18 protein-coding genes and 1 pseudogene are annotated in these 17,384 nt (G+C 42.2%); 3 read left to right on the forward strand and 16 right to left on the reverse strand.

The features are described from left to right. Positions 1–467: 467 nt before the first annotated feature. The 6 genes and pseudogenes from JJQ88_RS17875 to JJQ88_RS17895 all read right to left on the reverse strand — a co-directional run bounded on the left by JJQ88_RS17875 (position 468) and on the right by JJQ88_RS17895 (position 4,660). Positions 468–875, reverse strand: a complete 408-nt coding sequence (locus JJQ88_RS17875; RefSeq protein WP_210367404.1) for a VOC family protein — start codon at positions 873–875, stop codon at positions 468–470. A gap of 27 nt (positions 876–902) precedes the next feature. Continuing rightward, positions 903–1,281: pseudogene (locus tag JJQ88_RS21330) on the reverse strand (IS1595 family transposase); the annotation flags it as partial. Positions 1,282–1,408: 127 nt separating this feature from the next. Then, on the reverse strand, positions 1,409–2,575 hold the full coding sequence (locus tag JJQ88_RS17880; protein WP_210367405.1) for a TraB/GumN family protein: 1,167 nt from the start codon (positions 2,573–2,575) through the stop codon (positions 1,409–1,411). Positions 2,576–2,844: 269 nt separating this feature from the next. Further along, the gene (locus JJQ88_RS17885) at positions 2,845–3,330 is read right to left on the reverse strand and encodes a CcdC family protein (RefSeq protein WP_210367406.1); all 486 of its coding nucleotides are present in this window, start codon (positions 3,328–3,330) and stop codon (positions 2,845–2,847) included. Positions 3,331–3,414: 84 nt separating this feature from the next. Further along, entirely contained in the window at positions 3,415–3,774 is a 360-nt protein-coding gene (locus JJQ88_RS17890) for a response regulator (protein WP_210367407.1), read from the reverse strand. Positions 3,775–3,952: 178 nt separating this feature from the next. Further along, positions 3,953–4,660, reverse strand: a complete 708-nt coding sequence (locus JJQ88_RS17895) for a cytochrome c biogenesis CcdA family protein (RefSeq protein ID WP_210367408.1) — start codon at positions 4,658–4,660, stop codon at positions 3,953–3,955. Between the two features lie 284 nt (positions 4,661–4,944). On the opposite strand from JJQ88_RS17895, the gene JJQ88_RS17900 reads away from it, so the two are divergent. Next, positions 4,945–5,115: an aspartyl-phosphate phosphatase Spo0E family protein gene (locus JJQ88_RS17900; protein WP_210367409.1), complete on the forward strand. Its 171-nt coding sequence runs from the start codon at positions 4,945–4,947 to the stop codon at positions 5,113–5,115. 38 nt (positions 5,116–5,153) lie between these two features. Here JJQ88_RS17900 and JJQ88_RS17905 read toward each other — a convergent pair whose 3' ends face one another. The 5 genes from JJQ88_RS17905 to JJQ88_RS17925 all read right to left on the reverse strand — a co-directional run bounded on the left by JJQ88_RS17905 (position 5,154) and on the right by JJQ88_RS17925 (position 11,182). Then, positions 5,154–6,944 (reverse strand): ABC transporter ATP-binding protein, encoded by a 1,791-nt coding sequence (locus JJQ88_RS17905; protein ID WP_210367410.1) that lies wholly within the window; start codon positions 6,942–6,944, stop codon positions 5,154–5,156. Between the two features lie 3 nt (positions 6,945–6,947). After that, positions 6,948–8,696, reverse strand: coding sequence for an ABC transporter ATP-binding protein (locus JJQ88_RS17910; protein ID WP_210367411.1), 1,749 nt, complete (start codon positions 8,694–8,696; stop codon positions 6,948–6,950). Positions 8,697–9,366: 670 nt separating this feature from the next. Continuing rightward, positions 9,367–9,834, reverse strand: a complete 468-nt coding sequence (locus tag JJQ88_RS17915) for an S-ribosylhomocysteine lyase (RefSeq protein WP_210367412.1) — start codon at positions 9,832–9,834, stop codon at positions 9,367–9,369. Further along, positions 9,827–10,531: a 5'-methylthioadenosine/S-adenosylhomocysteine nucleosidase gene (gene mtnN / locus JJQ88_RS17920; protein WP_210367413.1), complete on the reverse strand. Its 705-nt coding sequence runs from the start codon at positions 10,529–10,531 to the stop codon at positions 9,827–9,829. The genes JJQ88_RS17915 and mtnN overlap by 8 nt, the downstream gene beginning before the upstream one ends. Before the next feature lie 6 nt (positions 10,532–10,537). Continuing rightward, positions 10,538–11,182: a class I SAM-dependent methyltransferase gene (locus JJQ88_RS17925; RefSeq protein WP_210367414.1), complete on the reverse strand. Its 645-nt coding sequence runs from the start codon at positions 11,180–11,182 to the stop codon at positions 10,538–10,540. A 164-nt stretch (positions 11,183–11,346) separates the two neighbouring features. Here JJQ88_RS17925 and JJQ88_RS17930 point away from each other — a divergent pair, with 164 nt between their 5' ends. Then, a complete protein-coding gene (locus tag JJQ88_RS17930; RefSeq protein WP_210367415.1) occupies positions 11,347–11,703 on the forward strand; it encodes a response regulator transcription factor in 357 nt (118 codons plus the stop codon). Positions 11,704–11,942: 239 nt separating this feature from the next. On the opposite strand, the gene JJQ88_RS17935 is transcribed toward JJQ88_RS17930, so the two are convergent. Both JJQ88_RS17935 and JJQ88_RS17940 read right to left on the reverse strand, forming a co-directional pair. Continuing rightward, complete coding sequence (locus JJQ88_RS17935; RefSeq protein ID WP_210367416.1) at positions 11,943–13,268, reverse strand: MFS transporter; 1,326 nt, start codon at positions 13,266–13,268, stop codon at positions 11,943–11,945. A gap of 146 nt (positions 13,269–13,414) precedes the next feature. After that, a complete protein-coding gene (locus JJQ88_RS17940) occupies positions 13,415–13,837 on the reverse strand; it encodes a cytidine deaminase (RefSeq protein ID WP_210367417.1) in 423 nt (140 codons plus the stop codon). 113 nt (positions 13,838–13,950) lie between these two features. On the opposite strand from JJQ88_RS17940, the gene JJQ88_RS17945 reads away from it, so the two are divergent. Beyond that, entirely contained in the window at positions 13,951–14,097 is a 147-nt protein-coding gene (locus tag JJQ88_RS17945) for a hypothetical protein (RefSeq protein WP_210367418.1), read from the forward strand. 286 nt (positions 14,098–14,383) lie between these two features. Here JJQ88_RS17945 and JJQ88_RS17950 read toward each other — a convergent pair whose 3' ends face one another. The 3 genes from JJQ88_RS17950 to JJQ88_RS17960 form a co-directional block, all read right to left on the reverse strand. Further along, positions 14,384–14,953, reverse strand: a complete 570-nt coding sequence (locus JJQ88_RS17950; RefSeq protein WP_210367419.1) for a hypothetical protein — start codon at positions 14,951–14,953, stop codon at positions 14,384–14,386. A gap of 204 nt (positions 14,954–15,157) precedes the next feature. Beyond that, positions 15,158–15,502 carry a hypothetical protein gene (locus JJQ88_RS17955; RefSeq protein ID WP_210367420.1) on the reverse strand — a complete coding sequence of 115 codons (345 nt, stop codon included), beginning with the start codon at positions 15,500–15,502 and terminating at the stop codon, positions 15,158–15,160. A 517-nt stretch (positions 15,503–16,019) separates the two neighbouring features. Beyond that, entirely contained in the window at positions 16,020–17,360 is a 1,341-nt protein-coding gene (locus tag JJQ88_RS17960) for a phage portal protein (protein ID WP_210367421.1), read from the reverse strand. Positions 17,361–17,384: the final 24 nt, after the last annotated feature.

The raw sequence follows: 17,384 nt of genomic DNA on the forward strand, positions 1-17,384 counted from the left end.
TGCGCTACCTTTTAACCCTTCCGCTGCCTCAAAAGGGAGTGCATACGGCTCTTGCGCTACCTTTTAACCCTTCCGCTGCCTCAAAAGGGAGTGCATACGGCTCTTGCGCTACCTTTTAACCCTTCCGCTGCCTCAAAAGGGAGTGCATACGGCTCTTGCGCTACCTTTTAACCCTTCCGCTACCTCAAAAGGGAGTGCATACGGCTCTTGCGCTACCTTTTAACCCTTCTGCTGCCTCAAAAGGGAGTGCATACGGCTCTTGCGCTACCTTTTAACCCTTCTGCCTTACCCAAAGGGAGCGCATTCCGTTCTTGCGCTACCTTTTAACCCTTCCCCTGCCTCAAATTCTATTATTTTTCAAATTCAACAGGAGGTAATAGAATCCCTTTTTTATTTGCTATGTTATAGGATAATGTTGATTTTTATAATAAAAGAGAACTCAAATGAGTTCTCTTTTCAATTTGAATTTAAATATTTTTCTTAAAGATTTGGCTCAATTCGCTCCAAACATCAAATATATTTCCATTTAAATCATAGAAAACAAAGTTTCTTCCAGAGTGTCCTCTGTTTTCAATTTCTCCAACTTTAATATTTTTTTCGATAAAATCCTTATGTATAGCTTCTAAAGCACTTAACCCGTTGACTTCAAATGTTAATGAAAAGCGTTCTTCGCCGTGAATATCATTAAAATTCGAGCTTTGATTTCCATTAGACTTTACAAGAAATATGCTTTGATTTGCAAGGTTAAGTATCGCTTTATCTTCATCTTTATAACTCAATTCAGCCCCCAATTTGTTCACATACCATTCTGAGGAAAGTTCAATATTTGAAACCGGGATATATATTGTACCAACTCTTATTAATTTTTCACTCAACCATTTCTCCTCCTTATAGATTATCCATTCGGAAAATTCTGATAATATAAACTTATCATAGGTAACACACATTGAGAACAGGCGACTTTCAACAGCATCTTGCTAACTGTTAAGTTGCCATCTCGATGCCTGATTTGGTCTAAGAATTGAAACCAACTCAAATAATAGTAGAGGTAATTTATTGCTAGTCCATTAAATTGGTTTATCCAGCCCATCTAACTTCTATGATAACTATTCACATTTTGAATATGATATATGCCAAGAACACGTTCTTTACCATCTAATATTTAAATCAATTCCTTTTTATCATAAATGCCCTCCAAGCATCTGTAAAAAGAACATGGGTAGGAGATATTCTAAAATCAATAGCTTTATCCAATCCGACTTTTACAATCCGTCCCTGTCCATATCACCCCATGGCCCTGATGCGATTTATTCAGGGATTCTTCTAAAAGTGGTTTTTATCATTATCTTCGAATGATCCAATCAAAAAAGGATGGAACCACAAAGAGTTCCATCCTTATCATTCTACTTTAGAAATTCTGAAAAAATGTTTTGATGATATCTGCGCCGCCAATGAACGTCCCGAAGGAAGCACCGATGTTGCATAATACGACGATCAGCAAAATGCGGCTTACCTTGTTGCGCCAGAATCCTTTCACTGTAAAAACATCTTCTGAAAGCGTTTCGAAGTCTCTAACACTTGGCCGGCGGATGTACGCCTGTGCCAGCCCTGCGAACCAGCCGGCTGCAAGCAAAGGGTGCAGTGCGGTCATCGGTGCGACAACAAATGCAGTGCCGATCGTAAACGGGTGGCCCATGGCAATGGCCGCTCCAAGTGCCGAAAGAGTTCCTGTCCATAAAATCCAGCTCAGCGTCTGGTTAAATCCCGCTGATGGATTGGTAATGAACGTATAGACTATCAACCCAACGATCAATGCCGGAATGCTCCAGCCAATGATTTTAGGAAGATTGGATTTGGGCGGGAGTGCAGTCAAGCGAGCCATATCCTGTTCCTTTTCGATTTCCTTTGTGATTCCCGGGACGTGTGCCGCGCCAAGTACTGCGACGACTTTTTCCCCTGGCGCGTCCTTGATCTTTTGTGCAAGGTATTGATCGCGCTCGTCGATCAATGGTTTCTTCAGACGGGGAAAAGTCTCGGTGAACTCATTCAGCATTGCGTTGATTGTATCCTGTTCCTTCAGCTTTTCCAGTTCTTCTTCAGAAATGCTGTCATGGCTGAAAATGCTGGTAATGATTTGGCTTAGCAGAATGGTCTTTCCTTTGAATCCCAGGTTGCCCCAAATCCTTGAGAAGGTGATTTGGATGTTTCGATCGGCGAGTACCAGTTCTGCTCCGACTTCTTTTGCGGATTCAATACCCTGGATCATTTCCTGCCCAGCCTTGATACCAAGCTCTTTTGCCATCCGATTTTGGAAAGAAGAGATTGCCAGGTTCATCAATAACAAGGACGCTTTCTTCTGCTTGATGACCTGGACGATATCCATCTCCTTCCACTTGCTGCCTTCAGTGATGGTTTGATAACGCTGTTCATCCAATTCCACGCAGACTGAATCTGGCCGCTCAGCTTCGATGACCTCTTTTACCTGTTCTGCACTGTGCTTCGAAACGTGTGCCGTTCCAATCAAGATATATTCTTTTCCATCTATATTAAGTCTCGTAATATTTTCCTCTGCCATAAATACCATCCTTTTAACACCAATCACATGGTTTCATTTTTCCATTATACCATGAAGATTAGCTGGCATGGCATAGCATATTTTACAGTGGACCCAGATTTAAAAAAGGCTTTCCGACCAGGCTCATCGAAGGTTAAAAAGGGACTCTAATTGTTCTCTTATCCGTTAGGTCATAAAACGTCTCTTTCAGACTACTAAACAGAAGCAATACAGAAAAAACCTTCCAATAAAAAAATCCTCGCCTAAAAAGACAAGGATTCATGATTAGATCAAATTCGGATTTCAGGACCTATATACAGTTCTTTTTCGAGCTTGCGGTATTCACGGTACATCGCGACCCTCCAGGGAACTATCATGCCGAACGCAAGGATCCAGAACATGCCGCTCAGCTCCCCGACATCGATGGAACTGCTCAATACAAGCTTGGCAGCGACCCGGATAGCAAGAAGGCCAATCAGGATAAAAACAAAAGCTTTCGATCTTTTCAGGTAAATTTGCTGATCACGGATTTCGAATTTTGAGGTTTTGATCAGCAGGATCGAGAACAACATTCCCACAGTCAATGCCTCGATTACTTGCAAGAAATGTACCCTGAACATCGGGAAGATGAACATGAGTGCTCCTGTGCTCATGAAGATTGGCGGCAAGATGATCTTTTTTGCGCTTGCCGGTTTCTTAGCTGCTTTCATCCTCATAAAGGTGACGAAAATGGCCATGCCTATGGCTCCAACAGTAGATGCCAGAACATAATTCATTCACTTCTTCATTCCCCGCTTATAGATTTCCACTATCATTATAATGAAAAACAGCCATTTAAGAAAGTCTAAATGGCTGGATTTTTATCTTAATACCCTTGAAACGGAATCGATCACTTGAGATTCATCGAAAGGCTTGACGATAAAATCCTTCGCTCCTGCCTCGATTGCATCGACGACCATTTTTTGCTGGCCCATCGCTGAACACATGATGATTTTAGCATCGTTGAATTCCCGCCTGATTTCCTTCACGGCATCAAGGCCGTTCATTTCAGGCATCGTGATATCCATTGTTACCAAATCTGGGTTCAGCTCACGAAACAGCTGAATTGCTTCAAGCCCATTCTCTGCTTCTCCAACAATCTCGTGATCGGCTTTTCTTAAAATATTGGTTAAAGTAATCCTCATGAATCTTGCATCATCCACTATCAGAATTCTAGCCATTGGTGGTCCTCCCGGGGTAACCGAACAAGTCTGTTACTTCTATTACAATATAACTATATTTCCATTACATTTTCAACGCAAGGGTAGCGATAAAGTTCTCCCATGGTAAAATTAGCTACTGGAAAAAACCATTAATATGGACATATATCTTCCAGTCGTCTCGAACGATATATTGGCTTCAAAATCCAGTGAAGTCACCGAATAACATGGACAGCAGCGAAATCAGCTTTGTCATCCAGTCGAAGAACAGCATGGCTCCGACGATTATCATGATATAGCCGCCAATTTTGAGAATCCTGGCATTGTTCCTGCGGATCCATTGCATTTTTCCTATGAAGAAAGACAGGATGAGGAAAGGGATTGCGAATCCGAGTGTATAGGCAATCATATACAGCATTCCGGAACCAGGGTTCGAACCTGCCAGCAGGATGACAGAAGCAAGGATTGGCCCTGTGCAAGGAGTCCATCCGGCAGCGAAGGCCATCCCAATCAGGATGGAACCGAAGTATCCTGATGGACGGTTCTTGAATTCGAATTTCCGGTCTTTCATTAAAAATTGCGGGTTGAAGAAGCCGATGACCATCAGACCAAAAGCAATGATGAAAATCGCACCGAGCTGGCGGATTAGATCTTGATACTGGATAAAAAACTGCCCAACGAATGATGTGCCGAAGCCAATCGCGATAAAAATGACTGAGAAGCCAAGCAGGAAGAACAGGGTATGAAGCATGCTCCTTCTTTGCAGCATCACATTCTCGCTTTTCAGTTCGCCAACTGACATTCCAGTTATGTAAGAAAGGAAAGCAGGATACAAAGGAAGGCAGCATGGTGAAATAAAACTAAGGAACCCGGCACCTAGAGCCAGGAATATGTTAATATCCGTCATGGTTACATCTCCTGTGATAAGTCGATTTGTTCCCATTCTATCAAACTTTTTTTAAATCATGATACTTAAGCTGTGAACAATTTCTAAAAAAATATTCGAACCATGAATAACGTAAAAAACCGGACCCAAACAGGTAAATTTTTTACAAATCTTTCTTTTGATATTTGGCAGTGTATGCTATATACTAATATAGCAACTTGAAATAATTTCTATATTTATAATGAATTTACATATATGCATTTTTAACAGCTGCCAAGATAAAACTCATGAAAGGAATTTTTGCTTTGTCTAAACAAGAATTGATTGCTCTCATTGAGAAAAAACGCGAAGAACTGATCATGATTGCTTCGAAAAATGGCTTGAATTCTTCCATTGCCATCCACCACAGCCAGGAGCTTGACGAATTATTGAACGAATATAACCGGTCATATATCAAAAAAGCACAAGCCCAATGAAAACAGCTAAACGCACTCGCGTCTAGCTGTCTTTATTTTTATCCGACTGCATCTTCCAGTTTTTCTGCCGAACCATTCTGGAGAAGATACATTTTGTGATAAAGTCCTTGTTCAGCAAGCAGCTCCTGGTGTGTCCCCCGTTCGATGATTTCACCATGGTGGAGCACGAGGATCAGGTCAGCATCCTGGATTGTCGAGAGCCTGTGGGCGATAGCGATTGTCGTCCTGCCTTTCCTCATTTTTGAGAGCGCCGTCTGAATCGCTTCTTCTGTTTCGGTATCGATATTAGCGGTCGCCTCATCGAGCACAAGAATCTTCGGGTTTGCTGCGATTGTCCTCGCAAAGGCGATCAGTTGCCTTTGGCCGCTGGAAAACGTGGACCCCCGCTCCGTTACCCTATGGCTATATCCTTCTTCAAGCTTTTCAATGAAACTGTCCGCCTGGACGAACTCAGCGGCCTTTTTGATCTCTTCTTCCGTGATTTTATTGTCATGGAGCCTGATATTGTCCGCAACGGAGCCAAAGAAGAGGAAGGCATCCTGAAGGACAAGCCCCATTTTCTGACGCAGTTCAGTGATAGGATAATCCTTGATGGATCTATCATCGATTAAAATATCTCCTCGTTCGAATTCATAAAAGCGCATCAGCAAATTGATGATGGAGCTTTTGCCGCTGCCGGTATGCCCGACAAATGCGAGCGTCTTGCCGGGATCCACAGTGAAGCTGATATTCCTCAGGACATCACGCTTCCCGTCGTATGAAAAGCTGACATTCCGGAATTCGATTTTGCCTTCAGTGATCTTCTCTGCAAATCCTGCCTGTTCCGGCGCTAGCTCTGTTTCATCCAGCAGTTTGAAAACCCGTGACGCTGCGACAATCGCCTGTTGGTACATGGAAAGGCGCATCATCATATTGTTGACAGGTTCGAAAAAACGGTCCAAGTAATTAATGAAAGCGTAAAGAACGCCAATCTCGATCGGACTTTCGAAGGATGTGATCCCGAAAAAGCTAAGAACGATGATTAAGGCAAGTGTATAGACTAGATCTACGGCCGGACGGAGCAGCAGGCCGTCTGCCTTGATATTTTTCATGCCCGCTTCATAATGCTTATCATTGATTTCACCGAACTCCTTCTTCAGCCTCTCCTCCTGCCGGAACAACTGGATGACCGCCATTCCTTGCAATGATTCGCTGAGTTTCGCGTTCAGCTGGCTCAGCCGTTCCCGCATATCCTGGTAAAATTTCGAACTAAGTTTACGATACATGCTCATGATAAAGACAATCAGCGGCAAAATCAGCATCGTAAATGCCGCAAGTTTTACATTAAGGAAAAACATCGCAATGAATATCCCCACAAGCATGAATCCGCTCTGGATAAAGGTCGCTATGACACTGACGAACATATCCTTGATCGCTTCGGTATCGTTTGTGACTCTCGAAACGAGGGAGCCAGCAGGGGTTTTATCAAAATACCTCATCCCCAATTTCTGCACCTTGGAAAAAACATCGATTCTCATTTGCTGGATGATCTTCAAGGCTATTTCCTGGAACTTCAACAGCTGGAAATAAGAAATGAACACATTGAGGATATGAATCCCCAGATATGCAGCTCCCAGCATGAACAATGGCTTGAATGGCAAATAGCCTTCCCTGAGGTAATCATCGATAAAAATTTTTACGAGGATTGGCCCCAGGACATCGCCTACGGTCGAAAGCAGCAGGAAGATGAAGGCAACAACGATCGTCCCTTTATGTGGCAATGCGTATGCAAGCAGCCTGAACAAGACGGTCCGCTGCTCCTTCGCATCCAATACAGTCGTTTTATCCATCATTCACCCTCCCTGCTCCACAAGCTCTTCAAGCTGCTGCCTTAAATACATATCTTTGTACCAGCCATCCTTCTCCATTAATTGATTATGCGTGCCTCTCTCTGAAATCTGCCCGTTTTCAAGGACAATGATGAGATCGGCATGGTGAATGGCACTCAATCGATGCGCAGTGATAATCGTCGTTTTATCTTTCCGGTTTTCTTTCAATGCTGATAAGATTTGTTCTTCTGTCTTTGCATCCACGGCTGAGAGTGAATCATCCAGTACAAGGATTTCCGGATTCATCACGAGGGCGCGGGCAATCGAGATCCGCTGCTTCTGTCCGCCGGATAGCGATACTCCTCTTTCGCCGACAACGGTCTGATAGCCATCCGTGAATTCGAGAATGTCATCGTGGATATTGGCGATTTTTGCAGCCTCAAACACAGTTTCTTCACTTGCATCAGGATTGGCGAACGCGATATTTTCCATTACCGTCGCTGAAAAAAGGAAGTGATCCTGTGGAACATATCCAATCGCCTCTCTTAACCGTTCCATCCTATAATCTTGGATGTTTTTTCCTCCAATCATGATGCTGCCATCATGCAAGTCGAATTCGCGAATCAAAAGCTTCAGGAGCGCTGTTTTTCCAGAGCCCGTCTTCCCCGCAATCCCTAGCGTCTGTCCTTTATCTAGTTCAAACGAGATATCTGATAAGACTGGGATTGGCTCATTTGGGTAATGAAAGCGGCCGATTTTATAAACGATGTCCCCATTTGGAACAACATCAAGCGCATCCGGCTTATCAATGATCTCAATCTTTTCATTGAGCAGGGCCGAAACCCGGTCATAAGAAGCACGCCCGCGTTCAACGATATTAAAAAACCAGCCAAAGGCAAGCATCGGCCAGATCAGCAGCCCCAAATATGCCGTGAACGAAACGAGTTGTCCGATTGTCAACTCTCCATTCAAGACATATTTTGATCCAAATGTGATGGAAAGGAAAAAAGAGATCCCGACAATGATGGAAATGGTCGGATCATATAGGGAATCAATCTTCGCTACAGCGATGTTCTTGTTGACAACATCTTCGGATTGCCTGCGGAAATCTTCAATCTCTTCCTTTTCCTGTCCAAAAGTCTTGATGACTTTTATACCGTTGATGCTTTCCTGTGTTTTATCATTCAGGTCAGAGAAAGCCTCCTGAGCTTTTCGGAAACGCTTGTGCAGCATTGTCCCATACCAATTCGTCAGGATCGCCATGAATGGCATTGGGATCAAGGCGATCAACGTCAGTTTCCAACTGATGGTGGCAGCCATCGTGATGATCACAAATCCGCCAGTGGAAACAGAATCGACAAATGTCAGCACCCCGCCTCCAGCCGTCTGCTGGATTGCCGAAAGGTCATTCGTCGCGTGCGCCATCAAGTCGCCCGTCCTTCTTTTCTGGTAAAAAGACTGTGACATGCTCGTGAAATGTGCATATAGCCGATTCCGTAACAGGCGTGACAATTTCACCGCAGAACCAAATATCATGATTCGCCAGTAATAACGGAGCGTATACATCATAAGCCCTGATACAGCCAGTGCAGCAATCCATTTTGAAAGTGAGCTTCCTGTCAGCGTTCCTTCGGTAATCTCATCAACCACAATCCCAATCACCTTAGGCGGTACAAGCGTAAACAGGGAAACGAGAAGCAGCAGAAAAATCCCTGTCAAATAAGCTTTCTTCTCCGCCTTGAAATACCACATCAAATCTTTGAAAACGCTCATATCCATCTCCCCTAACCCTCAAATGCTTAAATAGTTTATCAAATATTTGTAAAATAGGGAAGATTTATTAAATAGATGATGGATGCCCCTTTACTCGGATATCGCTGCACCGGTGATTGATTTTTGGTTCAGGAAGCTTTTTTCGTTGAAAGTCCTTTGGAGCATAGGCTGTCGGCTTGTTTAGTTGTGCTTGGTTATGGCCGCACTTTTCGTTTTTTTCTGTTCGATATCAAAGCCAGTATCATTTCTTCAGATTATGTTTTAAAAATAGGTGGCTGATAATGTCCTGGATTGTTGATTTAGCGTTTTGGAAAAATAATTTAGCGGATGGAAAGGTTAATTGAGCGTCCAAGCATTCTTATTTAGCGAAAAAATGAACTATTTAGCGCAAAAACCGCTTTTTTTAGCCATTTAAAGGGATACTTTCCATTTAAAAAAGCATGAAAAAATGGCGTATGTCCATGCCATACACCATTTCAATTGATCATATTCGTTCAGCATTTGAGTTGTGTCCGCTTACCAGCCAGATGGTTGAAGTGTCAATTAAGCACTGACGGGGAGCTGGCAAAACCTGGCGCAATTTCGATTAGTGAGGGTCTCCGTATGGGATTCGATAATTGGCCAGCTCCTCCCGTGTGTTTAGCCAATTAGTTGTGGAGACTTTAACAATCTATTCAGCAAACACCTGCCGCCACTCATCCTTTTTCGCCAGCATTTTCGACGCTATCTCCTTTGCGCCTTCAAGACTGTGGCTTGCTGCCCAGCCGCATTGAACTTCGTTGCACGCCGGCACCTCTTCAGCTTCAAGAACATCATTCAAGGTTTTTTCCAACACATCGAGGATTTCGTCATAGTTATCGTGATTGATGACAGAAAGATAGAAACCTGTCTGGCAGCCCATTGGACTGATGTCAACGACCCTGTCGTGATGATTGCGGATATTCTCAGCCATCAAATGCTCAAGGGAATGTAGACCTGGCATTTCCATATGCTCTTTGTTCGGCTGGCAGAAACGGATATCGTATTTGTGGATGACATCCCCATTCGCACCCTGGGTTGTTCCCGCTAGGCGGACATACGGAGCCGCCACTTTTGTATGATCCAGATTAAAGCTTTCGACATTCATTTTTTTAACCATTTTTCTTCAGCTCCTCTAACATGAATAAGATTAATTCAGCAGAATTTTTTGCAGCTGTCTGTAAAAATTGATCAAAAGACAAGTTTGCATCTTTCCCGGCAATATCCGATAACGACCGGATCACGACAAAAGGGACACCAAATTGATAGGCAACTTGGGCTATGGCTGCTGCTTCCATTTCAGCGGCATATAATTCCGGCAGTTTCGATCTTATAGATTCTACTCTTTCAGGGTCATTCATGAAGGAATCGCCGGATGCGATCAGGCCTTTTGCCACCTGGATGCCATCAATTTTTTCCGCGTTCCTTTCCGCGATTTCAACTAATTTTTCATCCGGCGCGTAATATGCCGGCATCCTTGGAACCTGCCCGAATTCATAACCAAAAACCGTAACATCGACATCGTGATGGCGGACCTCTGTGGAGATGACCACATCTCCGACATTCAATGCATTATGGAAGCCGCCTGCAGAACCTGTATTGATGATCGTATCAGGCTGGAACTTTTCAATCAGCAAAGTTGTCCCCATCGCTGCGTTCACTTTTCCTATCCCTGATTTGAGAAGGACCACATCAATGCCATCGATACTCCCCTTATAAAACTCACTGCCAGCAATCGTAATCGTCTCTCTATCGTCGATTTTGCTGCGCAGCAATTCCACTTCTTCGTCCATCGCTCCGATAATTCCAACCTTCATTCTTGTTCACTCCCTGTTTTTCTCCGCTTCCATCAGCCAAACATATCTATTCAGCTTCTCGAAGCGTACGTTGAATCCATTCCTATGAAAAATCTCTTTCAGTACCTTGAGTGTGGAGTAATATTCACGGCGCAAATCCGCAAGCAAGTTTTCAAATCCTTGCTCCTTGACGAGGCGATGCCGTTCCTGCCGGTCTTCTTCATTGATAAAAGCGGTATCAGCAAACACAATCCGGCCGCAATCTCTAAGCAGCTTGCTATAAAGGTTAATCGCCTGATTCTTTTCTTCATCAGTCAGGTGGTGGAAAGCATAGGTGCTGACAATGGTGTCGACACTTCCAGGCAGCTGCGGGAAGTTCAGGAAATCCCCCTCCAATAGATTAAAACTCTTTAAGCGCTGGCCAGCTTTTGCTCTCATGGCAGGTGAAGGTTCCACTCCATACACTACACGCCCTAATTTTAACAGTTTTTCAGTCAGATTGCCCGTTCCAACACCAAATTCGAGCACGATTCCCTCAGATTTCAGTGCGACTTGCTCAAGAATATGCTCGTAATGCTCGAACACCTCAGCATATTCCCTATCATGCCCCGCGACAGTTTCATCATAAAATTCCGCCCAGTCATCAAATAAAGAGATAAACTCTCTGCCCATTTTTGTGCACCTCGATTCCAATTTATATAATTCATATAGGTATAGTATGAATAAATTCCATATAAGTTGTTTATATTAGTCATTAATTCGAGGGGTTTTTAAAAATCCAGAGGAAAACAACATTTCTATAGTGTATACTTAGCATAAAAACAGTGGGGGCTAAGATGGGGAAAAGAATACTAGTTGCCGAAGATGAGGCCAGGATCAGCCATTTATTAAAAATATATTTGGAACGGGAATCTTTCATCGTCAATGTTGTCGATAACGGGAAAGATGCGCTTGATATTGCGCTGAATGAGCCTTGTGATTTAATCATCCTTGATATCCTCATGCCTGGGAAGGATGGATTCACCGTTCTCAAGGAAGTAAGGAAGACGCAAAGCACTCCAGTCATTCTGCTTTCGGCCAAGGGTGAAGCGCATGACCTTCAGAGAGGGGCAGAACTTGGCGCGGATGAATATATTTTAAAACCATTCAGCCCAAAAGAGGTTGTGGAAAAAATCAAAACGATGCTGTCTTAAACTTTTCTCGTATGAAATCGCGTTGATAATACGGGGGGAATCCGGAATTTTCCATTTTGCTGAATTAATCGGTTTATCCGCTAAATAAACGTGTGTATTTCCGCTAATTCATCTTACATAATTTGCAATTCTATAAATTAACTTGACCCAGACGTTATAAAAAGCAAAAAAGTGCTCATACCATCAAGGTTGTGAGCACATTTTTATATGGGACGGCTCCTCTCTTTGTAAATCTGCCGCTAAGATGATTGCGAAGCCTTCAATTCTTTGCTTTTACTTGACCATAGTACTGCCGGGATAAGCAAAAGGGATAGAACTCCGCCGCCGAATGAAAGTGCAGCGTAGCTAGAATGCGCGACTACCATGCCGGACAGCGCTCCTCCAGATGCGCCAGATAATGCGACCATGACATCGATTGATCCCTGCATTTTTGCCCGGTTGCCTATGTTGGTTGCATCCACGAGCATGGCTGTCCCGCTGATAAGTCCGAAGTTCCAGCCAAGGCCAAGAAGAATCAGGGCAATGTTTAGAAGCATAAAGGATTCGCCGGGAGCGAAGGCTGCTAGAAGCCCCGATGCCAGCAAGGTAGATCCGGAAGCCACTGCCATTGCGGTTCTTCCGATTTTATCTACGAGGAACCCGGTTAGCAACGATGGTAAATACATAGCACCAATGTGGAAACCGATGATCATCCCGACATCACTCAGTCCATGACCGTGCTTGCCCATATGCACCGGTGTCATGGTCATGATTGCAACCATGACCAATTGCGTTAAAACCATCACGAGAGCGGCAGCGGCAATTCCACGCCTGTCTGTTTTCAAAGTCTCTGCCTTATAGCCTGGATTGCTGCTTATTGTCTCCCGCTCAGCCTTTGCTATCGCACTGGCTACCACATAAGGGTCGGGACGCAGCAAGATAAGCAGCAAGATTCCTGCCACAATATAAGCGGCTGCCGCAAGGATGAAAGGACCGGATAACGCAGGAACACCAATCGACATGGCGAAATCCCCCATGACCTCGACCAGGTTGGGTCCGGCAACGGCGCCAAATGTAGTCGAGACCATCGCGATACTGACGGCGGTCGCTCGCTGTTTCGCACTTGCCAGGTCTGTCCCTGCATAACGCGCCTGCAGATTAGTCGCACTTCCTGCGCCATATATAAGCAAGGAAACAAAAAGCAAAACGATATTGTTTGTAATCGCCGCAAGTACAACACCAATTGCGCCAATCCCTCCAGCGATAAAGCCGGATGCAAGTCCAAAACGCCTTCCGAATCGCTGTGACAGCCTGCCGACTATTAAAGCTGCGCCGGCTGATCCGAGAGTGAAAAGTGCGGTCGGCAGCCCGGTGACACTGTCCGTCCCAAGCATTTCCCTGGCGAGCAGCGCACCGACCGTGATTCCTGCGGCCAATCCTGCTCCACCAAATATTTGTGACAGGACAACGGCGAACAAAGTTCTTTTATATAAAGATTGCCGTTTCTCCTGTGAATTTATGTAGTCCTGAAGCCATTCGGGATCGTGTTCTGAAGCGGCTCCTGGATAATCCGATTTAAAAGCCATTGTGCAGCCCCTTTCTGATGCAGTACATTATCCTAAAAATCGATTATCACCATAATACCATATAGGGTATAATAAATGCACACAATTTTAGGAAATTCGTATCACTCTCCGGCTTTCATATATTTTTACGGAAATCCGTATCACTCTCAGGCTTTCGTATATTTTTCCGGAATCAGTTCCACAATATTGACCTTCACGACTTTTCCTTTATAGGGAATGATTACGTCAATATTCTCTCCATAGTCGCTGATCAATTCACGGCACATGCCGCATGGAGCGACCACCCAACATTTCTCGATGTCTTCATGTGGATGTGGGTGGGCGACTGCGACGATGGTATGAAACTCGCGGTCCCCTTCCGATACTGCCTTACCGATGGCGACTGCCTCACCACACACGGCAATCCTCCCGACATTGGCTTCCAAATGGACCGCTGTGTGAACGGTGCCTGTTGCGGTCGAAATCGCTGCCCCGATATGATGCCTGCCAAATTCATAATTTTTCTCAATCACTTTTTCTGCTTCTTTGATCAATTCGTAGTCTTTTGTATCTAATTGCTTTATCTTCATTGCCCTTCCCCCTTCATCTATTTTTTCGACAACAAGAATGGGGTTTCCTTCCATGGTCGGTTCTGTTTATTGTTTCCTGGTTTGGCCAATGCTACTTTTTAGGAGGTGCTAAAATGGAAAGATTCCAAAAGGATAAAAACAAAAAGAGCGAGAGCCGCCTGTTCCGTGGTGGCATGATGGAGAGCGTCGACCAAATATTCGACTCTGTGCTTAAGGTAAAGGAGGATTCTGCCTCAACCCGTCCAATCAAGAAAAAATAACGCCTGTGCAGGGCGTTATTTCCATTTTGAATGAAAAGAAAAGCACCCATCCATACGAATAAGTGCCTGTCCTCTATTATTTGCCTTGTTGTTTGTTCATGGCTTGCATCATTTGGTTGATCTTCTTCTGGGATGGTTTCTAAAAATAACCACCAAAACCTTATAAATAAAGGGTTTTTCACTACCCTTTTTTCCACTTTTACTGCTAAGGAAAATATACCATGATTTTTACCTATTGTCTACTCAAAAGGAAATAATTAGGTTTATCTTTCTAATTATGAATAAATTAGACACTCTTCTCACAAGTTAAAATTAATAATCCCTTTTTCGTAAAATCCCTATTCAGCACCTTATAATTACCCTCAAAACTAAAAGTGTCATTAACCATGAACTTTTCTCTGTTGTAACTATTGTCCTGTATTACTACAACAATCTGATTTTCTGGAACTCGAATTGCAGAAGAACTGTCAATTGAGAATGATTTATTATCAATAATTGAAGGTATATATGTAGAATCAACATAGACATCTTCATAAACTGGCTCACCAAAATCTGTATGTCCAATTAATTGTTTTGTATAGTTTTTTATTTCAACCACAACATTACAATGACGCATAAGGGCTTTATACTTTCCACCACGTTTACTAATGGATTCAGTAATGACTAAGTACCTCTCCCCCTCTAACGTAACCATATCACCTTGTAAAACCTGTTCAAGAGTATGTATATACTTTTGGTCAAACTCACTTAATGCAGGATTAGTAATAACTGAAATTCTTTCTACATCATTAACTAATATTTTTTGTCCTGCTGATTCAAATAAATATTCTAAGTCGGCTGAATTGGCTTGAAACAATGTTCTAACCTCCCGTCCATATTATTTTAAAATAGATTACCCTTCTTACCCGCTCATTACCGCATCATTACCGAGTGCTTGTATTTTTCATTACCGCAATGATTACCGCCTTACGGGTAATTACCCAGACCCTCGGTAACATAAAAATGGGTAGTTTGATTGTCGGGTAATAAGAGTTGAAAATTACTTTTCTAAAAAATAAACTCAATCAGAGAACATCATAAAAAAGTTAGATTCATTCTGCAATTGTTCATCCGTTTTTAGTGTTCTAATTTTCCGTTCTAATTGATCAATTCGATTCATTAAATTCTCATGGAAATCTGATACTGTCATGTCATCCATTTTGTATGATTTCATACTGGCAGGATTATTCGCAATTGATTCAAGGACAGACAAGGCAGCACGGTATATATTTTTCTTATTTGTGGCTGATTGTGCGTCATATTCATCAAATGGTTGTAAGTCATTTTCTTGTAGGTAAATGGATAGTTCATCTTGTTCTAATTGGATACCTTTTGTTTCTAATTCTAATCGTTGAAGGTTATTCATTTAATTCATTCCTTTCTGTACAAAATAAAAAGCACGGTATAGAACCATGCTGAAATTGATTTATTACTGTCTATTTATTCGATATTAACGTTTTAGGGTAAAGGTAATACGATTGTAAGGGTAAGGATTAAAACGGTTAATTTGCCTGTAAATATCAATATTTTTTCTTGGGTGTGTAAAATGGTATGCTAAGGGGCAGATTTTTCCAATTAGGGGTATTGATATGACTAAAAACACCTTCCAAATACCCTAAAATAGTGGGGGTATAAGATTCATTATACCGGAGTTTACATAATGCACTTTATCAGAAGCCGATTTCTACCCACTTAAAACCATTGATACTACTGGATTAAGTTAGGTTTTTAAAAAATCATCTAGTTTACAATAATTTTACCCACAATACCGCCTATTAGTCAAGGATATATATAATAACATGTGCGTGACAGGTGATATATTACACTCAAATACAAACACTTGCCACGCTTACATTTCCGATTAACTGTCAAGTATTTTTACTTTACACTAACCCCCCATTATCATCTACATTTCCATCTTTACTATTATCCTTAACATTCCCCTCACTCACAATCTTACCTAGTTCCATCTGAACATCAGTCGTATATGGAGAATGTCCTAGAATACTTTCTAAACTAATGGCTCCCATTTCCCTCAACTCTTTAAGATTCTCAATAATCTCCTTGTCATTGCTTGGAGTTGCGTACTGGAATACTAAATCTAAACTCTCAAACTCATCATCTGTAACCTTAATCCCTCTGTATTCTAATAACTTCCTTACCTTCTCGTTCCTTTGCTCCAATCCTTCACGCATAAATTGTTCATTCATTCCTGCCTTTATATTTGCCAATTGGAACAATAACTTAATACTTACCTCTGACAAGTTGCTTATATCCGTCTTATTTAAACTTACAGCAGGAGTTTGTGATACATCTAATAGAGATTGCAGCAATGTTTTATAAATCGTTTCAAAGGATTGATAATCCAATTGATTACTTACAAACTTTGCGTCTGCTCCATCATCTAGGTTAATCCCTTTACCTACTACTTCACTTGGTAATGCTTCACCCTTCAATGTCTGCCCTTGTGTTATAAAGATTGGATCAATAAACTTATAGAAACTATCAGTATACTTACTGATTAAGTCCTCCATGCTATCAAGTATCTGTATCCAATCATCTAACTCACTTCTACCTTCTAATTCAGATAACTCATTTTCATTATGGTAGACAATAGGCAACCCACTTAGATTAGCATACCTTTCAATTAGATTTACTCCCTCGCCACCTGCATTACTATATGTACTAACAGTATCTTCCTCATACACAATATAATAAGTTATTGCGTCATTCACATATGCTTGAACAAAGGCAATTAGATTGTTCTCATGGTCATATACTGGATAACCCTCACTACTATCAATCAACTTAGATTTAATGACACCCTTATCCATATAGACATATTCAGCGACCTGTCCATATTTTAAAATCTTATCCAGCACTTTCAAATTAAGACGGTCATATTTCCCCTTACGATTCACCTTTTGATATTCCTTAACCGCCTTTTCATTCCCTGTCAATGTGATAGGATTCTGCAGAAGATATGCCTTTTGAAAATTTAATAAGGTTTTAGCATACTGCAATACAATCTTTCTTGGTGCAAACTCTTTGCCATTGTATTTATAACTGGCTCTCTTCAATATCTTATGATTACCGTTCAAATATTCTTTTTTGTTCATAATCTCCATGACACGTTGCTGATGATAAACTTCACCTACTACTTCAACGAACCAATCAAAAGCACCATCATATTTTTCACGGATATACTTTTCTAATTTATTCATTCTCTCAACCCCTTCAAATAAAAT

Origin of the sequence: Bacillus sp. REN3, assembly GCF_017912555.1 — a bacterium.
Lineage (GTDB): Bacteria > Bacillota > Bacilli > Bacillales > Cytobacillaceae > Mesobacillus.